At 64.1% G+C, this 22,323-nt stretch carries 23 protein-coding genes; 8 read left to right on the top strand and 15 right to left on the bottom strand.

Annotated elements, in window-relative coordinates; genetic code table 11:
• Window positions 1-145 precede the first annotated feature (145 nt).
• Window positions 146-646 carry a hypothetical protein gene (locus QN397_RS23230; RefSeq protein ID WP_323498829.1) on the top strand — a complete coding sequence of 167 codons (501 nt, stop codon included), beginning with the start codon at window positions 146-148 and terminating at the stop codon, window positions 644-646.
• A 34-nt stretch (window positions 647-680) separates the two neighbouring features.
• Here QN397_RS23230 and QN397_RS23225 read toward each other — a convergent pair whose 3' ends face one another.
• From QN397_RS23225 to QN397_RS23205, 5 genes are read right to left on the bottom strand one after another with little or no spacing between them, the layout of a single operon-like run.
• Window positions 681-2,423 carry an acetyl/propionyl/methylcrotonyl-CoA carboxylase subunit alpha gene (locus QN397_RS23225; RefSeq protein ID WP_323498828.1) on the bottom strand — a complete coding sequence of 581 codons (1,743 nt, stop codon included), beginning with the start codon at window positions 2,421-2,423 and terminating at the stop codon, window positions 681-683.
• Window positions 2,420-4,045 (bottom strand): urea amidolyase family protein, encoded by a 1,626-nt coding sequence (locus QN397_RS23220; RefSeq protein ID WP_323498853.1) that lies wholly within the window; start codon window positions 4,043-4,045, stop codon window positions 2,420-2,422. Before QN397_RS23220 ends, QN397_RS23225 begins: the two co-directional genes overlap by 4 nt.
• Window positions 4,046-4,068: 23 nt before the next feature.
• The gene (locus tag QN397_RS23215) at window positions 4,069-4,836 is read right to left on the bottom strand and encodes a 5-oxoprolinase subunit PxpA (RefSeq protein WP_323498827.1); all 768 of its coding nucleotides are present in this window, start codon (window positions 4,834-4,836) and stop codon (window positions 4,069-4,071) included.
• A 7-nt stretch (window positions 4,837-4,843) separates the two neighbouring features.
• Window positions 4,844-5,800, bottom strand: coding sequence for a DUF979 domain-containing protein (locus tag QN397_RS23210; RefSeq protein ID WP_187051243.1), 957 nt, complete (start codon window positions 5,798-5,800; stop codon window positions 4,844-4,846).
• Window positions 5,801-5,802: 2 nt separating this feature from the next.
• Window positions 5,803-6,570, bottom strand: coding sequence for a DUF969 domain-containing protein (locus QN397_RS23205; protein ID WP_323498826.1), 768 nt, complete (start codon window positions 6,568-6,570; stop codon window positions 5,803-5,805).
• 242 nt (window positions 6,571-6,812) lie between these two features.
• Between QN397_RS23205 and QN397_RS23200 the strand changes: the two genes are divergently transcribed.
• A complete protein-coding gene (locus QN397_RS23200) occupies window positions 6,813-7,448 on the top strand; it encodes a GntR family transcriptional regulator (protein WP_416352225.1) in 636 nt (211 codons plus the stop codon).
• Window positions 7,449-7,489: 41 nt separating this feature from the next.
• Window positions 7,490-8,038 (top strand): pseudouridine synthase, encoded by a 549-nt coding sequence (locus QN397_RS23195; protein ID WP_323498824.1) that lies wholly within the window; start codon window positions 7,490-7,492, stop codon window positions 8,036-8,038.
• A gap of 19 nt (window positions 8,039-8,057) precedes the next feature.
• Here QN397_RS23195 and QN397_RS23190 read toward each other — a convergent pair whose 3' ends face one another.
• The gene (locus QN397_RS23190; RefSeq protein WP_323498823.1) at window positions 8,058-8,639 is read right to left on the bottom strand and encodes a hypothetical protein; all 582 of its coding nucleotides are present in this window, start codon (window positions 8,637-8,639) and stop codon (window positions 8,058-8,060) included.
• A gap of 180 nt (window positions 8,640-8,819) precedes the next feature.
• Here QN397_RS23190 and QN397_RS23185 point away from each other — a divergent pair, with 180 nt between their 5' ends.
• Window positions 8,820-9,764 (top strand): peptidoglycan DD-metalloendopeptidase family protein, encoded by a 945-nt coding sequence (locus tag QN397_RS23185; protein ID WP_323498822.1) that lies wholly within the window; start codon window positions 8,820-8,822, stop codon window positions 9,762-9,764.
• A gap of 137 nt (window positions 9,765-9,901) precedes the next feature.
• Window positions 9,902-10,780 (top strand): restriction endonuclease, encoded by an 879-nt coding sequence (locus QN397_RS23180; protein ID WP_323498820.1) that lies wholly within the window; start codon window positions 9,902-9,904, stop codon window positions 10,778-10,780.
• Between the two features lie 10 nt (window positions 10,781-10,790).
• Here the strand turns inward: QN397_RS23180 and QN397_RS23175 are convergent, their stop codons facing one another.
• Both QN397_RS23175 and QN397_RS23170 read right to left on the bottom strand, forming a co-directional pair.
• Window positions 10,791-11,168: a hypothetical protein gene (locus QN397_RS23175; RefSeq protein ID WP_323498819.1), complete on the bottom strand. Its 378-nt coding sequence runs from the start codon at window positions 11,166-11,168 to the stop codon at window positions 10,791-10,793.
• 19 nt (window positions 11,169-11,187) lie between these two features.
• On the bottom strand, window positions 11,188-12,144 hold the full coding sequence (locus QN397_RS23170; protein WP_323498818.1) for a succinylglutamate desuccinylase/aspartoacylase domain-containing protein: 957 nt from the start codon (window positions 12,142-12,144) through the stop codon (window positions 11,188-11,190).
• Between the two features lie 120 nt (window positions 12,145-12,264).
• On the opposite strand from QN397_RS23170, the gene QN397_RS23165 reads away from it, so the two are divergent.
• On the top strand, window positions 12,265-12,480 hold the full coding sequence (locus QN397_RS23165) for a hypothetical protein (protein WP_187051235.1): 216 nt from the start codon (window positions 12,265-12,267) through the stop codon (window positions 12,478-12,480).
• Window positions 12,481-12,585: 105 nt separating this feature from the next.
• Here the strand turns inward: QN397_RS23165 and QN397_RS23160 are convergent, their stop codons facing one another.
• Both QN397_RS23160 and QN397_RS23155 read right to left on the bottom strand, forming a co-directional pair.
• Window positions 12,586-14,031 (bottom strand): MBOAT family O-acyltransferase, encoded by a 1,446-nt coding sequence (locus QN397_RS23160; protein ID WP_323498817.1) that lies wholly within the window; start codon window positions 14,029-14,031, stop codon window positions 12,586-12,588.
• Window positions 14,031-15,008 (bottom strand): hypothetical protein, encoded by a 978-nt coding sequence (locus tag QN397_RS23155; protein WP_323502018.1) that lies wholly within the window; start codon window positions 15,006-15,008, stop codon window positions 14,031-14,033. Before QN397_RS23155 ends, QN397_RS23160 begins: the two co-directional genes overlap by 1 nt.
• A 189-nt stretch (window positions 15,009-15,197) precedes the next feature.
• Between QN397_RS23155 and QN397_RS23150 the strand changes: the two genes are divergently transcribed.
• On the top strand, window positions 15,198-16,871 hold the full coding sequence (locus tag QN397_RS23150; RefSeq protein WP_323498815.1) for a mucoidy inhibitor MuiA family protein: 1,674 nt from the start codon (window positions 15,198-15,200) through the stop codon (window positions 16,869-16,871).
• A gap of 57 nt (window positions 16,872-16,928) precedes the next feature.
• Here the strand turns inward: QN397_RS23150 and ylqF are convergent, their stop codons facing one another.
• Window positions 16,929-17,900, bottom strand: coding sequence for a ribosome biogenesis GTPase YlqF (gene ylqF, locus QN397_RS23145; protein ID WP_323498814.1), 972 nt, complete (start codon window positions 17,898-17,900; stop codon window positions 16,929-16,931).
• A gap of 151 nt (window positions 17,901-18,051) precedes the next feature.
• On the opposite strand from ylqF, the gene QN397_RS23140 reads away from it, so the two are divergent.
• Window positions 18,052-18,411, top strand: a complete 360-nt coding sequence (locus QN397_RS23140; protein WP_323498813.1) for an HPF/RaiA family ribosome-associated protein — start codon at window positions 18,052-18,054, stop codon at window positions 18,409-18,411.
• A gap of 12 nt (window positions 18,412-18,423) precedes the next feature.
• On the opposite strand, the gene QN397_RS23135 is transcribed toward QN397_RS23140, so the two are convergent.
• The 4 genes from QN397_RS23135 to QN397_RS23120 form a co-directional block, all read right to left on the bottom strand.
• Window positions 18,424-19,365, bottom strand: coding sequence for an SDR family NAD(P)-dependent oxidoreductase (locus QN397_RS23135; RefSeq protein ID WP_323498812.1), 942 nt, complete (start codon window positions 19,363-19,365; stop codon window positions 18,424-18,426).
• A gap of 105 nt (window positions 19,366-19,470) precedes the next feature.
• Complete coding sequence (locus tag QN397_RS23130) at window positions 19,471-19,851, bottom strand: response regulator transcription factor (RefSeq protein ID WP_323498811.1); 381 nt, start codon at window positions 19,849-19,851, stop codon at window positions 19,471-19,473.
• Window positions 19,852-20,001: 150 nt separating this feature from the next.
• Window positions 20,002-21,555, bottom strand: coding sequence for a glutamate--cysteine ligase (gshA, locus tag QN397_RS23125; protein ID WP_323498810.1), 1,554 nt, complete (start codon window positions 21,553-21,555; stop codon window positions 20,002-20,004).
• A 111-nt stretch (window positions 21,556-21,666) separates the two neighbouring features.
• A partial coding sequence (locus QN397_RS23120; protein ID WP_323502017.1) for an alpha/beta hydrolase occupies window positions 21,667-22,323 on the bottom strand: 657 nt, incomplete at its 5' end.

The raw sequence follows: 22,323 nt of genomic DNA, 5'->3' as shown, positions 1-22,323 counted from the left end.
TTGCCACCGCCAGCGCACTCATCGCTCTGTTCCAACGGGCTTTCGACTTGACACCGACGCGGTTCGATACTTTGCGCCCGCCGCTGACAGCGCGGCGCGGTGACGACGATCAACATCGAACACCGTTGCTTAGCTCCACCAGTCCATGAAAGCCTTCCTCCGTCTCTACTCCGTCGTTCATGCGCTCATGGCGTTGCTCTTTGCCGGCGCCAGCATCGCGCTCATGGTCATCGCAGCGCACAACGGCTGGATGGCCATGACCGGCGGCGTCGACACGACTGCGGGCGAAGCGGTGATCGAGGCGATCGGCCTGCTGGCCGCTGCGGTGGTGGCGCTTCAGATTTCGCAGACCATCACGGAGGAAGAGGTCATTCGCGACGCGCACATCGGCGCACCGACACGCGTGCGGCGCTTCCTCTCGCGCTTCATGGTGGTGATCGTGGTCGCCATCGCAGTCGAGGCACTGGTCGCCACCTTCAAGTCGCGCGAGAAGCCCGAGCTCATGCTCCACGCCGCCGCGATGTTCTGTGCGGTGGGGATCGTGCTGGCTGGCTGGGGCGTGTTCATTCGGCTCAATCGCTATGCTGAAGAATTGGAGCCGGAAGCGATGGCGGAGGCGAAGAAAGAGGACGCGAAGCTCGAGTAGCCCTCGCGAAGCCAATGGTGTCCTGGCTTGCCGTCTATCGGATCTCCGCAATGCCCGTCCCGGCCGTGATGTAGGCGCCCTGCTCCACCTTGAGCGCGATGCGACCCGCGCGATGTGCAGCCACCTGCATCTCCATCTTCATGGCCTCCATCGACGCGATGGGGTCGCCTGCAGCGACGGTGTCTCCATCGGCGACTTTCCAAGATTGAAGCGTGCCGGTGATCGGCGCGGCGACCGTTGCGGGGTCGATCTCTATGGCGATGGCGAGCGCTTTTGCTGCCGAAGTCCCGCCGCCAGAAGAACCCGACTGCAATCCACGGAGCAACTCGGCCGGCAACCCGAGCGCCATGCGGCGCCCATCGATCTCGATGGCGGTACGAGTCAACGGCGCGGCAGACACGCCAGGCTCGGAGCGCACTGCCGCAGCGAGCGTGTTCGCAAAGTCCGTTTCGATCCAGCGCGTGTGCACCTTGAATTCGTCCGCCGAGGTGAAGTCCCCGTGCGCCATGACCGCGCGGTGGAACGGCAGGACCGATGCCACGCCTTCGATGCGAAATTCCTTCAGCGCCCGACGTGCGCGCGCAATGGCTTGCGCGCGCGTGGCGCCGGTGACGATGAGCTTGGCCATCAACGAATCGAAGGTGCCGGGCACCATCGATCCCGACACCACGCCGGTGTCGACGCGCACGCCCGGACCTGAAGGCGCATCGAACACACGCACCGTACCCGGCGCCGGCAGGAAGCCACGACCGACGTCCTCCGCGTTGATACGAAACTCGAAGGCATGGCCGCGCGGCACAGGCGTTTCGGTGATCGACAACGGCAGGCCATCGGCCACGCGCAATTGCTCGACCACGAGATCGATGCCCGACGTCTCTTCAGTGACCGGGTGCTCGACCTGCAGCCGCGTGTTCACTTCGAGGAACGAGATCGTGCCCGACGGACTCAGCAAAAACTCAACCGTGCCAGCGCCAACATAGCCCGCCTTCGCACAGATGTCCCGTGCCGACGCATGGATGCGCTCGCGTTGCGCATCGGTGAGGAACGGCGCGGGCGCCTCCTCGACCAGCTTCTGGTTGCGGCGTTGCAGCGAGCAATCGCGCGTGCCGAGCACCACGACGCGACCGTGCGTGTCGGCGATGACTTGCGCCTCGATATGGCGCGGGCGATCGAGGAACTGCTCGACGAAACACTCGCCACGACCGAAGGCGGTGATGGCTTCGCGCACCGCGGATTCGAAGCAATCGGCGACCTCGTCCATGCGCCATGCCACCTTGAGCCCACGACCGCCGCCACCGAAAGCGGCCTTGATCGCGATCGGCAAGCCATGCTGCTCGGCAAAGGCGACGACCTCCTGCGCGTTGTTCACCGGGCCCGGCGTTCCGGCGACCAGCGGTGCGCCGACTTCGAGCGCGATCTTGCGTGCCTGCACCTTGTCGCCGAGCGCGTCGATGGCTTCCGGCGGTGGGCCGACCCAGATCAGCCCCGCGCCGATCACGGCGCGTGCGAAGCCCGCGTTCTCCGACAGAAAGCCGTAACCGGGATGTACCGCGTCCGCACCCGACCGTGCCGCCACGGCCAGCAGCTTCTCGATGTGCAGATAGGTGTCGGCGGGCCGCTGGCCGTCGAGTCCGTAGGCTTCATCGGCCATGCGCGTATGCAGCGCGTCGAGGTCGGCGTCGGCATAGACCGCCACCGATTTCGCACCGTAGTCGGCACAGGCGCGCACGATGCGCACGGCGATTTCGCCACGGTTGGCAATGAGGACTTTTTTCATGGCGTGATGTCGAATTCGAAAGGCTGGATCGGGTTGAAGCGCACGCGGGCGCCAATGGGGATTTGCCCAGCGCGGTCGAGGTGATGGGTCGCGACAGCACCGATGACCGGATAGCCACCGGTGAGCGGATGGTCGGCCAGGAACAGCACAGGCTGTCCGCTCGGCGGCACCTGGATGGCGCCGAGCGCAGTGCCTTCGCTCGGGAGTTCGGCCGGGTTCGAACGCGTCAGCGACTGCGCGCCCGCAAGCCGCAAGCCGACGCGGTTGGACTGCGGTGTGACGGTCCAGGTCTGGCTTGCCAGCAGCGCGACCGCCTCGGGCGTGAACCAGTCGGTGCGCGGACCCATCACCACGTCGAGCGTGACGACCTCGTGTGTCGTAGGCAGGTCGTGCGGCGGCTGCTCGGGGGCACCGACGATGGCGCCGACCGTCGAGCGGTGGATCGGCAGCGTGTCGCCTGCGGCGACAGGTGCAGGGCCGACGTTGGCCAGCGTGTCGGTGGACCGACTGCCGAGCACCGGCGCGGCCGTGAAGCCGCCGCGCACTGCAAGGTAGCTGCGAATGCCTGCGCGCGGTTCGCCGAGCACGACGCTGTCGCCATCCGAAAGTGCGATGGCCTGGTAACCCGAAGCTGCGAGCCGCAGACCGCTCGCGGTCGTTACTTCGATTGGTGCCTCGGCGCCGGTGAACGCCACGACAGCGTCGCCATGGCACACCGCATGAAAGCCGCCGTAGACGATCTCCACGCAAGCCGCATCGCTGGGATTGCCGACGAGTCGGTTCGCCGCGCGCAAGGCGCCCTGGTCCATCGCACCCGAGGCCGACACGCCCTGCCCGGCCTGGCCGTGACGGCCCAGGTCCTGGAAGAGTGCCTGCAGGCCGGTGCTGCGGATTTCGAGTGACGAACCTTCGTGTGCTGCGCCCGGCGCTGCTGGCGATGCCGTTGATGTTGTTGTGGCTGTCGATGGCCCGGCAACCAGGGCTGGCGGCGCCAGCGCAACGGCAGCCCGTTGCGTCACATCGACGAAGCGAACGCGAAAGCCTGGCTGCAACAACGCTGGCACGTCGCGCGACAGATCCCACATCGGTGTTGCCGTCACGCCGATGATCTGCCAGCCACCGGGGCTGGCCTGCGGATAGACACCGCTGAACTGCCCCGCGAGCCCAACCGCGCCGGCCGGGATGCGCGTGCGCGGCGTGGTGCGGCGCGGCACGTCGAGGCCAGGATCACCGCCGCTCAGATAAGCGAAGCCGGGTGCGAAGCCGGTGAACGCCACCGTGTACTCGCTGCCGGTATGGCGCCGGATGACCTCCTCCCGCGTGATACCGAGCATCTGCGCGACCTCGTCGAGATCCTCGCCGCTGTAGCTGACCGGAATCTGGATCAACGTCGACGTCCGCTCGACGGTCGCGTCCAGGCTGCGTGCGCCGATCGCAGCGACCAGCGCCGCGCGCGACACCATCGACGGGCGATAGCGAACCAGCAACGTGCGCGCCGCCGGCACCAGCTCTTCGATGCCACGGAGGGGCTCGGAGTGCAGCGAGGCCAGCAGGGCCAGCGTCTGCGGCAGATCGTCGAGCTCGACCAGCAGCGCATCCAGGTTGACGGGCAGAAAACGCATCGTCGATCGCTTGATCGACGCCTTCATCGATCGGCCTCGACGAATGACCGGATCACCACGCCGGAGCGCTCCAGCAGCGCCCTCACTTCGCGCGCCATCTCCACCGCGCCGGGACTGTCGCCGTGCACGCAGACCGAGTCCGCCTCGATGCGCACGGTACTGCCGTCGATGGCCGTCACGACGCCTTCGGTCGCCAGCGTCAACATGCGTGCCGCAACCTCGTGCGGATCGTGCAGCACCGCGCCTTTTTCACGCCGCGACACCAGTGCGCCGTCCGGCATGTACGCGCGATCGGCGAAGGCCTCGGCGATGGTGCGCAAGCCGCTGGCACGGGCCCATCCGATCAACGGCGAGCCGGCCAGCGCGACGAGACAGAGCGATGAATCGATCGCGCGGATGGCCGCGATCACGTCGCGCGCCTGCCGTTCGTCGTGCGCGATGGTGTTGTACAGCGCGCCGTGCGGCTTGACGTAGCGCACCGTCGTGCCGGCCGCTGTCGCCATGCCCTTCAGCGCACCGATCTGGTAGATCACATCGGCCTGCAGGTCGGCGCTCGCCACGTCCATGTTGCGGCGGCCGAAGCCGGCGAGATCCGGGTACGCCACATGCGCGCCGACCGCCACGCCTCGCTCCTTCGCGCGTTTCAGCGTCTGCAGGATGCCGGCCGCATCGCCTGCATGAAAACCGCATGCCACGTTGGCACTGCTCACGATGCCGAGCATCGCATCGTCGTCGCCCATGCGCCAGGCACCGAGGCTTTCGCCGAGGTCGCTGTTCAGGTCCATCTGCATACCGAACTCAGCGGAACATGAGGAAGTACAACAGGAAGACGTTGCACGCCAGCAGCGTGAGCGCCGTGGGTACCTGCGCGCGAATCACCGCGTTCTTGTCCGGCAACTCCAGCAGCGCGGCGGGCACGATGTTGAAGTTGGCGGCCATCGGCGTGAGCAAGGTGCCGCAATAGCCCGAGAGCATGCCGATCGCGGCCATTACCGCCGGGTTGCCGTGGTAGACGCCGACCAGGATCGGCACGCCGACGCCGCCTGCCATCACGGGGAAGGCCGCGAAGCCGTTGCCCATGATCACCGTGAAGAGCGCCATACCGATCACGTAGACCGCCACCGCGAAGAAGCGCACGTCCATGTTGATGTAGGTGGTGGTGATGTGCGCGACGGCCTTGCCTACACCAGCGTCGGCGAACACGAGCCCCAGCATGCCCAGCATCTGCGGCAGCACCAGCGCCCAGCCGAGCGCATCGGTCAGGCGGCGCGATTCACGGATGCCCTGCATGGGCGTTTCGTGTGTGAGCTTGCAGGCCAAAGCCAACGCGACGATGCAACCGACACCCAGGCTCACCAGCGTGGTGTTCTTCGGGTCGAGCAGTGGCACGCCGCCAAAGATCAGGTGGCTCGCGGAGAGCGTGCCGATCATGGTGACCACGGGAATCGCCAACGCCGGAATGAAGAGCTTGTTGCCGAGGCGTTTGGCGCTCTCCAGATATTGCGCTGGCGTGCGCGCCGCGTGATGGCCGATGCCCACACCGCCGAAGGCCGCGATCAGCGCCATGACGATGACGCCGACGCCGACCCACACCGGCGGAATGAAATCGCCGATGAGGAACACCAGCGCATAGAGCGCCCAGAAGAACGCGCTGGAGTAGCGCTTGGAATGATGCTTGTCCATCAGCGTCATCACGGCCGTGATGGCCAGGATGATGCCGACGAGGTCGTAGAGGTGGGTGATGGTGAGCGTCATGATCAGGCTCCCTTCACCGCGGCAGTGGCAGTGGCCGCGAGACTGGCCGTGACGTTGTCAGGGCCGACGTCCGATGGCGTCTGCCCACTCATCTCCTTGTTCAGCCACTTGTCGAGCCGCCGCAGGCGCCAGGCGTGGATCACGAAGGCGCACACGGCGGTCGGGATGCCCCACAGCGCCACATGGATCGGCTCGATTTCGATGCCCAATTCGCGCAGGATGGTGGTCATCAGCACGATGGCGCCAAAGGCCACGAAGATGTCTTCGCCGAAGAACAGGCCAACGTTGTCCGTCGCCGCCGAGAAGGCTCGCAACTTGTGGCGGACGCGATCGGGCAGCGCACCGAAACGGGCTTCGGCTGCACCTTCGGCCATCGGCGCGAGCAACGGCCGCACCATTTGCGGATGGCCGCCGAGGCTGGTGAGGCCGACGGCTGCGGTCAGCTGACGCGCCGCCAGGTAGACGATCAACAAGCGGCCCGAGGTGGCCGACTTGATGCTGCTGATCCAGCGCTGCGCGTGCTGCCGCAGCCCGTGCCGCTCGAGCAAACCGATGACCGCGAGCGGCAGCAGGATGATCAGCGGCAGGTTACGCGTCTTGATGAACCCGGTGCCGATGGTGGCGAGGATCTTGTCGACCGGAAAGTTCGCGGCAAAGGCGGTGACGATAGCCGTGACGATCACGACCAGCATCGGGTTGAAGCGCAGGATGAACCCCACGATGATGACGGCGACCCCGAGCAGGGGCCAGAGATTGATAGCAGTGGGCACGGCGGATACTCCTGAAAGTGATCGTGGGTGACTCAAGCACCCGGATGTTTGAATGAGTCAGTAGCTATTTATTGTTCAACAATTACAGAAGAATCGTTCGCAAGTTACGTGCCAATTCCTAGGGAATAACCCGACACTCGTTGAGCAATTGAACGCAGATGTGGCAACTCATCTGCTAAAACGCGGGGAATATGAGCCTGCCCGCTTCACCTTCCCCCGCGGTCCGGACGCTGAGCGAGCGCATGGCTGAAGAGCTCCGTCAGCGGATCACCCGCGGCGAGTTTTCACCCGGCCAGCGGCTCTCGGAGCAGACGTTGAGCGACAGTCTCGGCATTTCGCGCAACACGTTGCGCGAGGTGTTTCGCATGCTGACCAAGGACGGCCTGGTCAAGCACTCTCCGAACCGCGGCGTGTTCGTGGCGATTCCGAGCATTGCGTCGATCATCGACATCTATCGGGTGCGGCGCCTTATCGAATGCCAGGCGCTGGGCCAGGCCTACCCTCGGCATCCGGCCAAGAAGAAGATGCGCGACGCCGTCGAAACCGCGCTGCGCTGCCGCGCCGACAGCGACTGGCTCGGCGCGGGTACCGCCAACATGGCATTCCACATGGCCATCGTGGAGTTGGCCGACAGCGAGCGCCTCAACTTGCTCTTCGCGCAAGTGCTGGCCGAGTTGCGGCTGGCCTTCGGTTTGCTGCAAGACCCGGAGTTCCTGCACGCGCCGTATGTCGACATGAACATTAATATCCTCGAACTGGCCGAGAGCGGCGAATTCGCCCGCGCCGCTGCAGCGCTCAACGACTACCTGGTGCACTCCGAACGCATCGTGCTCGCGGTGTATGCGCGGCACATCAGCGATTCCGGCTGGGGCATTTGAGGCCGCGGCTATGCTGCCGCTCAATGTCTCCGCCTGTGTCGATGCCCCGCCTCATCTGCTTCAACAAGCCCTACGGCGTCCTCAGCCAATTCACCGCTGAAGGTCGCTGGCGAGGCCTGAAAGACTTCATCGACATCCCCGGCGTCTATGTGGCGGGCCGGCTCGATGCCGACAGCGAAGGGCTGTTGCTGCTCACCGACGACGGCCAGTTGCAGGCGCGCATCGCCGATCCGCGTTTCAAGATGGAGAAGACCTATTGGGTGCAGGTCGAAGGCGTGCCGACGGAGGCCACGCTGGCATCACTGCGCGCGGGTGTGCATTTGAACGACGGCATCACCCGCCCGGCCCGTGCGCGCCTGCTCGACCCGGCACCCGACGTGTGGGACCGGCAACCGCCGATCCGCGTCCGACAGGCGATTCCGACCGCATGGATCGAGCTGGCGATCAGCGAGGGCCGCAACCGGCAGGTGCGGCGCATGACGGCGGCCGTGGGCTTGCCGACACTGCGGCTGATTCGCGCCGCGATCGGGCCGTACACGCTCGACGGTCTTGCACCGGGAAGCATGAAGACGGCCACTGTCGCTGTGTGAGCGTCCGAGCGCGAGTGGCTCAGCGCTCGCCCAGGAACGCACCGTCGACCGGCTTTTTCATCCACTTGATGATGTCGCTGCCCAGCGTGTACGCCACGCTTCCGACCATGCTGCAGGTCGAGCGCGGCACGCCGAAGTAGATGAACATCTGACGCCGCGCGGTGAACTGCGTGGGTGCCATGCCCGGACGTTCGAGCGTGCCGTGGATGTCGACAATCTTGGGGCCGCCATAGATGCCGCCCGCGTTCGCCAGCAAGTCGGTGATTTCAATCTTCAACACCGGTGCCGCCTCGGCGCCTGCGGTCGCTGCAGGCAACAGATACAAAAGCGGTTCTTCGAGCTGGTCTTGCACGTTCTGGCGCAGCAATGCGGGCACGTCGCAGTTGTCGTCCGACTTCAAGATTTTTACGCCCTTGGGTGTGCTGCCATAGGTGATGCGCGGCATGACGATGCTGTTGCTCGCAGTGGCCGATGGTGGCGGCGGCTCCGGCGCGACCGGTCCGCGTGTGCCGCAAGCGCCGAGCAAACCGGCCGTGGCCAGTGCAGCAGCCAGCACGGTAAGCGCACGCGCAGCGCGGCCAACATTCTTCGAATGGATCAATCTGAACTCCCTGATTTTGTAAGCCGCGTTCAAGACGAAGCGGCCCGATTGTCATGGCGCCAAGCTGCCCGTTCGACGTCGCAGCCTTCGCTTGGCCGCGTGCAGTGTGACTTTGATGGCGGTTCGGTAACGCATGCGCTGGGCATCCTCCGGACACGAGGCGGTGGCTAGACTGGCGGCATGCCTTCACATCACACTTTTGTACTGCATCGGCGCTCGGCCATGCTCGGCGCGCTGGGGCTGGTTGCCCTGCCTGCCATTGCGGCGGTTACGGTCGGTAGTGCCGTCGCGGCGACGAAGATGCCTCATTCGCCCTCGCAAACCACACCATCGGCTGCAGATGTCTGGCCCAGCGCATCGCAGGTGCCGGGTGGCGTCGCGCGTCTGTCGCTCGGCCCGGCCGCCACGCGACCTCGGGCGACGACGACCAGCGACGTGCCCTTGCTGGTGCTAGGCGATCCGATCGAATGGACGGCGATGGTCGGCATTCCGTTGGCCGCTTTACCCGGCGAAGGTCGCATCACGGTGCAAGTCAAAGACGATGCAGCGACGCGCGACATCCTCTACGCCATCGCGCCCAAGCAATATCGCGAGCAACGCCTCAATGTTGCCCCCGGCACGGTCGATCTCTCGCCCGCCGACCAGGCCCGCTACGAGCGCGAACGCGATCATCTGGCAATCGTCATGGCGACCTTCACCGAGCCCTTGCCGCAAGCGCAGTCGCTGCACATGCGCGTGCCGGTGCCGGGGCGTCGCTCCAGTTCGTTCGGACTGCGCCGCGTCTTCAACGGGCAGTCGCGCAATCCTCACAGCGGCATGGACATCGCCGCGGGCACCGGCACGCCGGTGCTGACGCCGATGCCGGGTCGCGTCATCGACACTGGCGACTACTTCTTCAACGGCAATACGGTCTGGCTCGACCATGGCGGCGGTCTGCTCACGATGTATTGCCATCTCAGCGCGATCGACGTGAAGCCCGGTGACGTGCTGAAAACGAGCGAGCGCTTTGCAGCCGTCGGAGCAACCGGCCGCGTGACCGGGCCGCATCTGCATTGGTCGGTGATGCTCAACCGCGCGATGGTCGACCCGGCGCTGTTCGTGTTTTCGCCTGACGCCAAGCTTTAATCCGCATTTTCGTGAACTGGTTCGCGTGCGGTTTCGCTACGTTTTTGCTAGCGACTTCCAAGCGTGCGCATTGCGCTGTAAGCAGTTTTGCCTCATAAAGTCGGCGCGCCTCCCCATTTACGAAAGCACCGCCGGTCATGACAACGCAAATTACAGACGATCGCGCCAGCCCCGCCGCCCCGGTCATTCGTGCCCGCACGGGCAACGCGCTATTGGGAACCGGCCTGATGACGTTGGTTGCCGGCGTCGTGCTGCTGACCGTGATTCCGGCCCTGGTGCATGGCTCCATCGCCGAGCGCGTTGAACAGGCGCTGCGCCCGGCGGGCTGGGCCGCCTTGATTTTGGGTGCGGTGTTGTTGGGTTTGCACTACACGATGCGGCGCGGCAATGCGGCAGCAGAATGGGGTGGCTACAGCGAAGAGGCGCCGAAAGACGGTGGCGGCCGGTTGATGGACTCGTCATCGACATTCAAGCGAGAGCCCGTCCTCGAATTCGAGGAGACCTATCCTGCGCCCTCCCCATCCCTTTCGACGACCGAGGCGCTGTACGCGCTGCGCATGCCCGCCGCAACGCCATTCCAGCACCGTGAGCAGGCTTGGAGCCCACGGGTGCTGGCCACCATGCAATGGCAGCGCTTCGAGGCTTTGTCCGAAGCCTTCTTTGCGCAGGTCGGCTTTGCGACGCATGCCAAGTCGCACGGCGAGCAAGGCGGCGTCCACCTCTGGCTTCAATCGAAACGCATGGACGCGCCGCGCATCGTCCAGTGCAAGCATCGGCCCTCTAAGCCAGTCGGCCTGAAAGACCTGCGCGACTTCTTCGGCGTGATGAGGGCAAACCAGCTCAAGCACGGCAGCTACGTCACCAGCTCGACCTTCACGCCCGATGCGCTGGCCTTTGCCAAGGAGCACGGCATTCAGGCGCAAGACGGCGCGGCGCTGCTGAAGCTGATCGCCCTTCGCACGCCGGAGCAGCAGGCGGCGTTGCTCGCGGTGGCATACGGCGGCACGCCGGTTTGACCTAGGCGGATCAACGCGGCGGCGGCTCTGCTGTGATCCAGGCTATGAGCGCCAGCAGCGCGACCTGAATCGGCAGCCGCAAGATCAGCGCCCAGTACGGAATCGACTGAAACAAATCCGGCCGTTGCAGCATGTAGAAGTGCGCTGGCGTCACCGCAAGAGTCAGCAGAAAAAGCCCCATGCCGGCAGCACGACGCGTCGGTTGCCAGAGCAAGCCGGCGGCTCCAAGCAGTTCGAAGACGCCGCTGATCAACACCGCAGCGCGCCGCCATGGAATGTACGGCGGCACGATGCGCATCTCTGTGTCGGTCGCGACGAAGTGCGCGATGCCGCCAAGCGCAAACCAGAGAAAAACGAAGGCCACGCCGGCCCAGCGCGCGCGAGTCATTCGCTTCAGGTCAATCGCTTTAGGAAATCGGCTTGGTCAAGTACACCGCTTCACGCCCGATGATCGGCGCGCGCGTCGGCATGAACACAGTGCAGTTGTCGCAAGGCGAGCGGATTTCGATGGCATCGCCATCGGTCGCGATGAGCTCGCCTTTGGCAAAGGTCTCGAAGCCGATGAGCGGCCGCGTGAAAGCGAAATGGTCGGTCATGACCATGCGCGTTTCGAGCAGTTCGAAGCGCCGCTGCGCATCGAGCAAGGGCGCCGGTCCCGAACGCTCGACAACGCCGAAATACGCGAGGAACCGCGCGGTCACTTCAACCGCGACATCCGCCGTCTTTTGCATGAAATGCTGGCCGCATTCCGCGACCATCGCAGCGCCGGGCGCGTCCGCGCCGGCATGCAAGCCATGCTGGATCAACGGCGTGCCGGAGCCTAAGCCGTTGGGCATGACGAGGTGAACCGAGGGCAGTCCGATGGCGAGCGCGGTATCGGCGTTGCGGGCGAAGTCGGGATACACCCAGAACGGCACGACGTCCTGGCTGGTCGAATGGATGTCGAGGATGTGATCGGCAGCCGCGACCACCGGCCGCAGTGCGCGGGCCCGACGAAGCTCGGGGCTGTCTTCGGTGCCGCCCAGCAATTCGTCGGACCAGATGCGGTTGAGGTTATGGACGATCTGCCGGTTCTCGTACGGCTTCGACGGATCGAAAGCGTTGTAGGCCTCGACATGGGCAAAGCTGAGTGTGAGCGTGCCGATCTTCGGACGCACACCCGCGTCGAGCAGTTGCTTCACCGCGACCATGCCGCAAATCTCATTGCCATGCGTAAGCGCATTGACGAGCACGTGCGGGCCGGGCTTGCCCGATTCAAAACGGTGCACGTAGTCGACGCCCGTGTTGCCTTGGCGGTAGGCGGAGAGATCGCCCTGGGTCACTTCGATGGGCGGCTCGACCGATGGTTGTGTTGTGGTTGTCATGACGCGAAGTTTGCCCAAGTTCGCCGAAGTCCGCTGACACTCCGCACCGTCACGATTGCATGTAATGATTGCCTGTCATACGCAGAGTCCACCAGAGTCCAGGAGCACCCAGGAGAACCCATGACACACCATGCAACCATTCAAGGCCATGTGACCTATACCCCCGGCGACGGCGTGCCGTTGACGATTCCCGAGGGCCTGGTCGAAGTGGACCTGGCCGCCGACAGTGCAACCATCAGCTGGGACGCAGGCGACAACACCGCTGGCCTGACCGCCATTCCGCGCGACGAGTACGACCGCTACGTGCGCGAGGGAAAGATCAAGCTGAAAGAGTGACAAGCGTCAGCGCACTGCACCGGGCACGGGTGATCGGCCCTGCCCTTTTTCATAAAAATAACGGAGACAACCGAACATGAAAAAACACCGGCGTCTCGCTGCCGTTCAAAACTGGAAGTAGATGAACTCGCGGCGGCCAAACACGCCGAACAGCAAGATCACATAGGTCAGTGCCACGCCGAGCACGATCGACATGCGCGGCCCGACCAGCTGGTCGATGTCCTGGTAACGGTCTTTGCTCACGACCCATTCGACGATGAAGGTGAAAGGAATGAACAGGGCCGCCAGCAAGATCTCGAAGCTCGCGAAACCCAGTACCTTGAACGTGCCGTAGTCGAGTGCGGTGAGGTGCTGAAAGCCCTTGAGCACGGTCCACGCATCACCCAACGTGGACGCACGAAAAAAGACCCAGCCGACCAGCACCACGACCATGGTCGCAGCCCAGCCGAAAGCACCACGGGCAAAGCGCGCTGCGATGGTTGCGCCGCCGACGGTGTCTAGCCCCTTCCAGCGAACGATGCGTTCGACCACCAGCCCCATGCCGTGCATCAGGCCCCAGACCGCGAAGCACCACGACGCACCGTGCCAGATGCCGCTGATGACGAAAACGATGAGCACGTTGCGCAGCGTGTTCGAGTGCGTGCCGCGGCTGCCACCCAGCGGCTTGTAGAGATAGTCGCGGAACCAGGTCGAGAGCGAGATGTGCCAGCGGCCCCAGAACTCCGACAGCGAGCGGGAAAAATACGGCTGCCTGAAATTGATCATCAGCTCGAAGTCGAACAGCTTGGCAACGCCGCGCGCGATGCTCGAATAGCCTGAAAAATCGCAATAGATCTGGATGGCGAACAGCACCGTCGCCAACAGCGTGTAGCTACCCGAATAGTTGCCCGGGTCGCTGTAGATCGCATTGACGAACGGCGCTATCTGGTCGGCGACGCACATCTTCTTGAACAGGCCCCAGCCGATGAGCCACATCGCCGGCGAGACGTTCTCTGCCTTGAAATAGTGGCGCGCCTTGAACTGCCCAAGCATGTGGCTGGCACGCTCGATCGGTCCTGCCACCAGTTGCGGAAAGAACGCGACGTACTGTGCGTAGGTCAGCAAATTTCGCTCTGCCGGCGTGCGCTTGAAGTAGACGTCGAGCGTGTAGCCGACCGACTGGAACGTGTAGAAAGAAATACCCACCGGCAACACGAACTGCACCATGTTCCAGTGACCGCCAACGCCGGCGGAATGTGCCACCGCCTCTGCGTTTGCAACCAGGAACCTGCCGTACTTCAGCACGATGAGAATGCCGAAGTTGAGCACGAGCGCAGTCACCATCGCGAGCTTGCGCACATGCGGCTTGCCGCTGTTGGCCATGACCAGTGCAGTCGAAAAATCGACCAGTGTCGTGAACAGCAACAGCAGCACGAACTTCGGCTCCCAGCTCATGTAGAACACGTAGCTGGCGACCAGCAAAATCCATGGCCGGTAGCGAAACGGGCTCGAAAAATAGACGAGCAGGAAAATGCCGAAAAATCCGAAGAACTCGAAGGAATTGAACAGCATTACTTCAACTCCCCAGCGTCCTTGAGAAATGCGGCGAGACGCTTCGTGTAGGCCTCGGCACCGCCCGAATTCATATGGACCGGGTCGGAAAAGGACGGTGGCGGATACAGCCAGTAGTTGGGCCCGCGCTCCGCGATGTACGGCGACTGCGACACCACTTTGGCGGCGCCGCTGCCGCTGTTCTCAGCGGGTGCGTACTCACCGGTGCGCGCAGACCACGGAACAAGCACCACCTTGAATTCGTATTGTTTTGCAAGCGCCAGCAAGGCGGCGTAGTCGTCGCCCGAGGGGGCCAGTGCGCGCACCGGCGTCGCCTGTGCGTTGTCCGAGGCCAATGCAAAGTCATCTGGTAACTGCCCATTCGGATAGCGGCTCTGCCCGCTGATGAAGTACCAGCCCCGGTTTTTTTCCACCGAGTCGATCTCGCCCTTGATGCGCATCCACCCGGCCCCGACGCCGGTGTGAAGCGACTGAAAGACGAACAGCGTCAGGTCGCGGAAGAAGCGCCGAAACGGGATCAGCGTCATCAGGATGCGGTTGTCGTCCTTGAGCAGCGGCAATGCCTTGGCAGCGGCATCGGGAGGCGCCCAGGGCAGCTGCAGCAGCAGGTGCGTAGGCCGGTTGCCGCTCGCCAGGATCGATCGCAACACCGGCAGGAACTGCGACTCGCCCGGCAAGCCGAAGTTGTACGAGCGCACGTCGCTGGGGAAGGCGGCATCGAAGACGTCGGGCTTGAAGCTGCTGAGCGTCTTGCTGTTGCCCATCGCGATCACGCGGTACTTCTCCTGGCCCGAAAAAAGCGCTTGTTTGGAGAGCTTGTCGTACTTTTCTTCCAGAACCAGATCGGAGCCGGCCTGTACGTATCGCAGCTTCTGATGGGCGAAGTCGAGTGCCACCCAAACCAATGCGAACAAACCGATGAAAAGGAGAACGCCCCGGAGCAGCCGGCGCAACGACTGAGGACTGTCGGATGGCATTTTTGAGAAAACGATGATTGGATGACGAGTGTATCCAAAGGTAAACACTGCACAGGCGCGACCCTCTCGCTACCTGAGTTCGTTTGCTGTGGGTTGCGTGAATTAACTCCGCTTTAACCCTGCTTGCCGAGCTCGGCCGTATGAGCAAGGGTCGACGAATCCGATCCATCACATCCGAAAGCCTTGCTCATGAAGCCGACCTTGCCTTTGTCCTCTGCAATACGCGCCCGTCCCTTCAAGATCGCTGGTATCGGCCTTGCCGTGCTCCTGCTCGCCGTCGGCGCCGAGGCGCAGGCAAATGCGGCCAGCCCCGACTCCCGCATCACCCAGGTCAAGGTCTACCCCGGCAGCGCGACTGTCGAACGCGTGGCACGCGTCGTGGCCGGTAGCCGGACGATCACCTTCGCCTGCTTGCCCGCAACGCTCGACGTGCAGAGCCTGCAGGTGTCGGCGGATGCATCGGTGCGGCTGGGCGAGACGTCGGTGCTCACGGAACCGCGTGCGCTGTCGGCACGGTGCAGCGGCAACGCGCTGGATGCGCGCATCCGCGAACTTGAAGATCAGAAGGCGTCGCTACAAGCCGAAACCGACGCGCTCGGACTGGTCACGGGCTACCTCAAAGGCTTTGCCGGCACGGGTGACGGACCCGGTGTGGACGCCGCGAGCAAGCGTGTCGCGATGGATGCCAGGAACCTCGCATCCGTTGCCGACGCATTGCGTCGCACGGGCCAGGACGCCCTGCAAAAGCAGCACCTCATCGAACGCCGTCAATCCGATGTCGATCGCCAACTGAGCCCTCTCGTGGCCGAACGTGCCAGAACGCAGGGCGGTGAAGGCGCCAACGTCGTGGCTGTCACGGTCAACCTCGCCGCGGGCTCCGATGCAGACATCCGCCTCAGCTACCAGGTCGCCGGACCGGGCTGGACGCCCGCGTACCGCGCGCTGCTCGACACCACGACACGCAAGTTGCGCATCGAACGCCAGGCACTCGTGGCGCAATCGACCGGCGAAGACTGGCGCGGCGTCAAACTCGTGCTGTCGACCGGTCAACCGCGGCGCGAAACCAGTGGCCGGTTGCCTTCGCCGTGGCGCATCGGTGTCGAGCCGCCACCACGCGCCACGGCCAACGAATCAACGCGCTTTGCAGCCGGCGCCCCTGCCCCGGCGTCGCCGGCCATGATGGCGAAAAGGCAGTCGCTGCAAGATGCGCCACTTGCACCGCTCTTCGACGTGAGCGTGTTCGAGGGCAGCTTTGCGACCGAGTTCAACGTCGCACAACCTATCGACGTGCCATCCAACGGCCAGCGTGTCGCCATGGCGCTAGGGCAGCATGAAGACACCGCCAGGCTTGCCGCGCGCACGAGCCCGCGTGTCGATGCAAGCGCCTATCTTGTCGCGGACCTGGTTCGCCCTGCTGGCGTCTGGCCGGCAGGCCCGGTACAGCTCTATCGCGATGGGGCGTTCGTCGGCAATGGTCAGTGGCCGACGGCCAGCGACGCTCGACTCAACCTCTCCTTCGGACGTGACGAACTTGTGCGCGTTCAGGTAGAGCCCGAGCGCGACAGCCAAGGCAGCGGTGGCTTCGTCGGCACGCGCGCCGAGCGCAAGGTGCAGCGCGGCTACGTGATCGAGAACCGCCACAAGACGCCGATAGCAGTGCAGGTGCTCGAGGCGGCACCAGTGTCTGTCGACGAGCAAGTTCGCGTGGCTGCGACCTTCGCGCCGCAGCCATCGGACTTCGCCTGGAACAAGCAGCCCGGCATGGCGATGTGGACCGCCGACCTCGACGCGGGCAAGAGCTTGAGCGTGGCGGCGGACTACACCATCAGCTACCCGAAAGAAGCGCGGTTGCAGGAGCGTTGAAGGACGTCGTCGTCAGTCGCGACCCGTGCCGACAGGTTGCGGTAGGGTCCGACAGGGTCAGCTCGATTCGGCAGGCGCGTCGGCATCCGGTGCGCGTCCACCAGCGCCTCTCTTGCTGCCACGCGCCTCTTTTTTCATCTGGCGTTCGGCATCGAGTTGCTGCCCGGCCGCCAGCCATTGCGCGAACTCTTCGGGTGTTTCCAGCGTGATGCGACCGAAGTTGCCGGCACGGAATTCATGCATCACGATCTCCGACGCCTTCTGCAAATTGACGCGCCCTTTGCCCAAAATGGCGCCGCGTTTCCGCGCGATGGCTTCCAGCAAATCTTCATCCTTCATGGCCGCGATATCGTGCGCGGTCATGTCGAGCTTGAAGCGCGTCGCGACGGCCGCTGGATAGTGCGTCTTCAGGTAGGCCAGCAGTTCGAGCGCGACCTCTTCGTCGTCGAAGGCATTGCGGCCGATGGCGCCGCTGGCGGCCAGGTTGTAGCCGCTCTTGGCCACGATGATGCGCGGCCACAGCATGCCGGGCGTGTCGTACAGATAGAAATCGTCGGTCAGCGTGATGCGCTGTTCCAGCTTGGTGATGCCGGCTTCGTCGCCGGTCTTGGCCTTCTTGCTGCCGGTGAGCGTGTTGATGAGGGTCGACTTGCCGACGTTGGGAATGCCGCAGATCAGCACGCGCATCGGCTTGGCGAGACCACCGCGATTCGGCGCCAGTTCATGACATGCCTTGACCAGTTGCTGTGCCGGCGTGCTCTGGCTCGCATCGAGGCCGATCGCGCGCGTGGCCGGTTGCGCGTTGAAGTGCGCGAGCCATTGCGCCGTGCGTGCCGGGTCGGCCAGGTCCTGCTTGTTGAGAACCTTGAGCGTGGGCCGCGACGACGTGAGCTGCGACAGCATTGGGTTGGCGCTGGAAGCAGGCAAGCGCGCATCGAGCAACTCGATGACGACATCGGTGTCCTTGACACGTTCGGCAATGGCCTTTTGCGTCAAATGCATATGGCCGGGAAACCACTGAATGGCCATGGGGACTAACTTCTTTCTCGGTGCGCAGTGCGCCCGTTGCGTGAATCTGAAGTGACCAATTGTGATGTGCCCCGAGACCTACATTCGCCTTTCCGATTTTGGGAGCACAGTAGGGGTTCGCATATTCGCGTGCACTCAGAGAGACACAAACATGCAAATTCAGGTCAATACAAGCAATGGCGTCGAAAACAAGGAAACGCTGGAACGCTGGGCCGACGCCGAAATCAGGCAGCACCTCAGCCGTTTCGCAGAAGACGTGATGCGGGTCGAGATCCACCTGAGCGACGAGAACCATGGCAAGGCCGGGGCCGACGACAAGTGCTGCGTCATGGAGGCCCGTCTGGCCCACCACCAGCCACTGGCGGTCACACAGCATGGCCACACCATGGATGAGGCGTTCCGCGGCGCTACCGGCAAGCTCAAGCGCCTGCTCGACAGCACGTTGGGCCGCCTGAACAGCCACCGCGATCACGACTCCATCCGTAAGGACGACAGCCTGATACCGGATTAACTCAGCGTGCGCTCAACGCGCGGCGGCTAGCGCTTTGCCGACTTCGTTGCCGCCCTGTGCCGACCCGCTTTGCGGCACGATCTCGCCAGCGCGGTCGGTGACTTCGGCGAGGCGTGCTGCCAACTGCTCCGGCGCATCGCCACCAATGCCGATGAAGGCACCCGCGGTGAGCGTGATGTGGGCAGCTTCGAAGGTACCCGCACCGGCACACAAAATCGTCCGCGTCGGCGCATCCTGCGCCGCAAGCACCAACATCGCCGGCACCACCGCTTCAGGCTTGAGCGCATCCAGCACTTCTTTCGACATCAGGCCCTCTGTCATGCGCGTGGCCGCCGTCGGCGCCAGGCAGTTCACGCGGATGTCATTCTTTGCGCCTTCGATGCTCAGCGTCTGCATCAGGCCGACGAGCGCCATCTTGGCTGCGCCGTAGTTGCTTTGGCCGAAGTTGCCATAGAGGCCGGAAGACGAAGTCGTCATCACGATGCGGCCGTATTTCTGCGCGTTCATGATGGCCCACACCGCCTTGCTGCAATGCACTGCGCCCATCAGGTGAACGTCGACCACCAGCCTGAAATCCTCGAGTTCCATCTTGCTGAAGCTCTTGTCGCGCAGGATGCCGGCGTTGTTCACGAGGATGTCGACGCGGCCCCAGGCGTCCATCGCCTGCTGCACCATCGCCTGTACCGCCTCGAAATCGGTCACCGAGGCGCCATTGGCGATGGCCTCGCCACCCGCAGCCTTGATTTCGTCGACCACCCGCTGCGCCGCACTGGTCGATCCACCTGCCCCGTCGAGCGCACCGCCGAGGTCGTTGACGAGCACTTTGGCGCCGCGCTGCGCCAGCGCCAACGCGTGCTGACGACCAAGGCCGCCGCCCGCGCCCGTCACGATCGCGACGCGGCCCCCGAAGTCGATCTTGCCAGTCTTGTCTATGGTGTTGCTGATGTTGCTCATGCGTAGCGTTCCGTTGTCGATAACGGAAGCAGTTTTACCGCAAGAGATACCACTGCACGACGCACCGTCGTGACACGACACGACTTCTGCTCGGCTTAGGGCGAGCTAACGCCGCGTGGCGCCAAGCCGTTCGCAGTACTCGACCAACTCGTCGATCTCCGCGGACTTGTCGAAGAACGCATCGGCACCCAGGGCCTTGGCCCGCGCACGCATCGCTGGCGTCGCATAGTTCGTCAGCACCACGACCTTTTGGTCCAACGACCTGCCGCGGCAAGCTCCGACGACCTCCAGACCGTTTCCCTGCTCGAGAAACAGATCGATGATCGCGATGTCCCACTGGTCGTGATGCGACTTCAGCCAAGCAACCGCTTCGTCTTCACTGCTGGCATGGGCAACGACTTCGGCGTGAGCGATGTCTTCGAGAAACCCGACGAGGTTGTCCCGGATCACCGGGCTGTCTTCGACCAGGTAGGTCTTGAAAGTCATGGGATCGTCAGGTAGCGGCTGTGTGTGGAACGAATGCTGGAGCACGATTGCATCATGCGTGCGTCTCGCACCACGAAGGTGAGCCATGCAGGCCAATGCGAGTAGGTCGGCACCTACCACGCACCTTCATGGACTGTGCGGTTGTTCCGCTCAGGCCGTCATGGCCGTCCGCCCACGCAACCCCAGGCGCGCCGGCGAAACGTACTGCTCGCGATAGATTTCGAACGGCAAGGTGTCGGCTGCCTCTATGCGTTTTTGCTCCTCGATCGAAGTCTGCGTCATGCGCTCGAAGGTCGCTTGCTGCCCCGCTGTCCACGGCGAGGCGAGCAACGCAACGCGCGTCGATTCGGACTGCGCCCTGATGAAGCCGGTGAACGAATCGGCGTGCGATGCCTTCATCGCGGCCAGCACGCGTGCCGACGGCAGACTGCCGGAATTCCGCAGGGCATCGGCGGCCGCATGCACGGCGTCGCTATGCAACGTGTCGCCGTGCACCGCATCGAGCGCGGCTGCGATCGGCAGGCACTCCGCCACCAGCTCCGCGCCCCACTCCACCAAAGGCACTTCGCGGCCACCACGCTGCAGGGTGAGTCCTGGCTCGCGGCCGCGCGCTGCTGTCAGATGCTGGTTGTGCGCAAGCTCGGCAATTTCTTGCGGCGTGTCGTCGGGGCTGTTGCTCAAAAGGCAATGCAGCAGGAATACGTCGATGAAGCGCATGGTCTGCGCGTTGATGCCGACCGGCTCGAACGGATCGAGGTCCATAAGCCGCACCTCGACGTACTCGACGCCGCGCTCGCGCAACGCATGCAGCGGACGCTCGCCGGGGTAGATCACCCGTTTGGGCCGGATGGTGCCGTAGAACTCGTTCTCGATCTGCAGCAGGCTGGTCGCGAGCTGGTTGTAGTCGCCGCCCAGGTTCTGGATGCCGATGGCCTGGTAAGCCGGCCACGGACGCGTCAACGCGTCTTGCAGCGAGGCGCCATAACCGTCGAGGCTGTTGTAGCTCACCGCCAGCGAGGCCTGTGCATCGCTCTGGTAGCCGAGCCGGCCCATGCGCAACGACGTGCCGTGCGGCATGTGCACGCTGCCCTCGCCAAGCGGCTGAAGCTCGTGCGGCCGGCCGGCGACGAAGCTGCTGCACAGTGCCGGTGACGCGCCGAAAAGGTACAGAAGCAAGAACGCATGGCGCCTGAAGTTTCGGATCAGCCCGAAGTACTGGTCGCTACCGACACCCGGCAGAGACCAGTTGTAGTGAATGCCGGAAATAGTCTGCATGCGCCGGCCGTAGCGATGGCTCAGCCCCATGCGGTAGACGCTCTTGGCGCGCCCGACGTTCGAGGAGCCGTAACGCCCGATCGGAATCGTCTCGTCGGTCGGCAAGCCGCACGGCATGCTCGACACCCAAAGCCGCTCGTCGCCAGCGGCATCGAGCACGCGGTAAGTGAATTGGTGAACACGGGTCAGCTCGTCGAGCGCCGCGTCGACATCGCCATGCACGCCGGTGATGAGTTCGACCTGCGATTCGCTGAAATCCGTGGTGATGTGCGGGTGCGTGAGCGCAGAACCCAATGCCGACGGATGCGGCGTCAAAGCCAGCGCGCCGTCGGCCGCAGAACGCAAGCTTTCTTTCTCGATGCCGCGGCGCATGCCCTTCAGGCGCCCCGGCGAAAGCGAAGCCAAACGCTTCTGCAATATGCTGCTCATATAGTTATGCCCCTCAATCTTGGGGCTGGAAGGTAGCACGGTCAGGCCGTCGCTGCTGGCTGGGGGCCATGGCGTTTCAGGTAGAAAGTGCTGCTTGTCCGGGTAACAGGGTCATGAGGCGGCTCCCGTGTCTTCCTCGTCCCGCAGCACGCGCAGCAGGAATGCGTTGATATCGGCGATCTCCTCCATGCAGACCGAATGTTCCATCGGGTAGCTGTGCCACTCGACCTCGTATCCCATGGCGGTGAGTGCGTTCCGGGACTCGATGGCGCGCGCCATCGGCACCACACCGTCGCGCGTGCCATGGCCCATGAAAACGGGCGTGTCGTGGTTGGCGGCGTGTCGCTCAGCGGCGGTGGTCGAGGCGATCGGCAGGTAGCCAGACAGGCCGACGATGCCGGCCAGCCGCTCGCCGTGGCGCAGGCCGGTCATGAGCGCCATGGCACAGCCTTGCGAAAAGCCGGCGACGACGATGCGATCGGCCGGAATACCACGGGATTTTTCGTGCGCGATCAGCGCCTCGATGGCGATGCGCGAGCGCCGCAAGCCGGCTTCGTCTTCACGCGACCCGAGATCGGCCACGGCGATGTCGTACCACGCCGGCATGGCATAGCCGCCGTTGATAGTGACCGGGATGACCGGCGCGTTGGGAAAGACGAAGCGCACCGCACCGACGGCCGACAGGTCGAGCTCGTTGACGATCGACACGAAGTCGTTGCCGTCGGCGCCGAGTCCGTGCATGAGGATAACAGTGGCGACCGGATGGGG

The sequence above is a fragment of the Variovorax sp. RTB1 genome (genome assembly GCF_035018765.1).
GTDB lineage: Bacteria > Pseudomonadota > Gammaproteobacteria > Burkholderiales > Burkholderiaceae_C > Variovorax.
The sequence above is the reverse complement of the archived record's forward strand: the minus strand, read 5'-3'. Positions and strand labels throughout refer to the sequence as shown.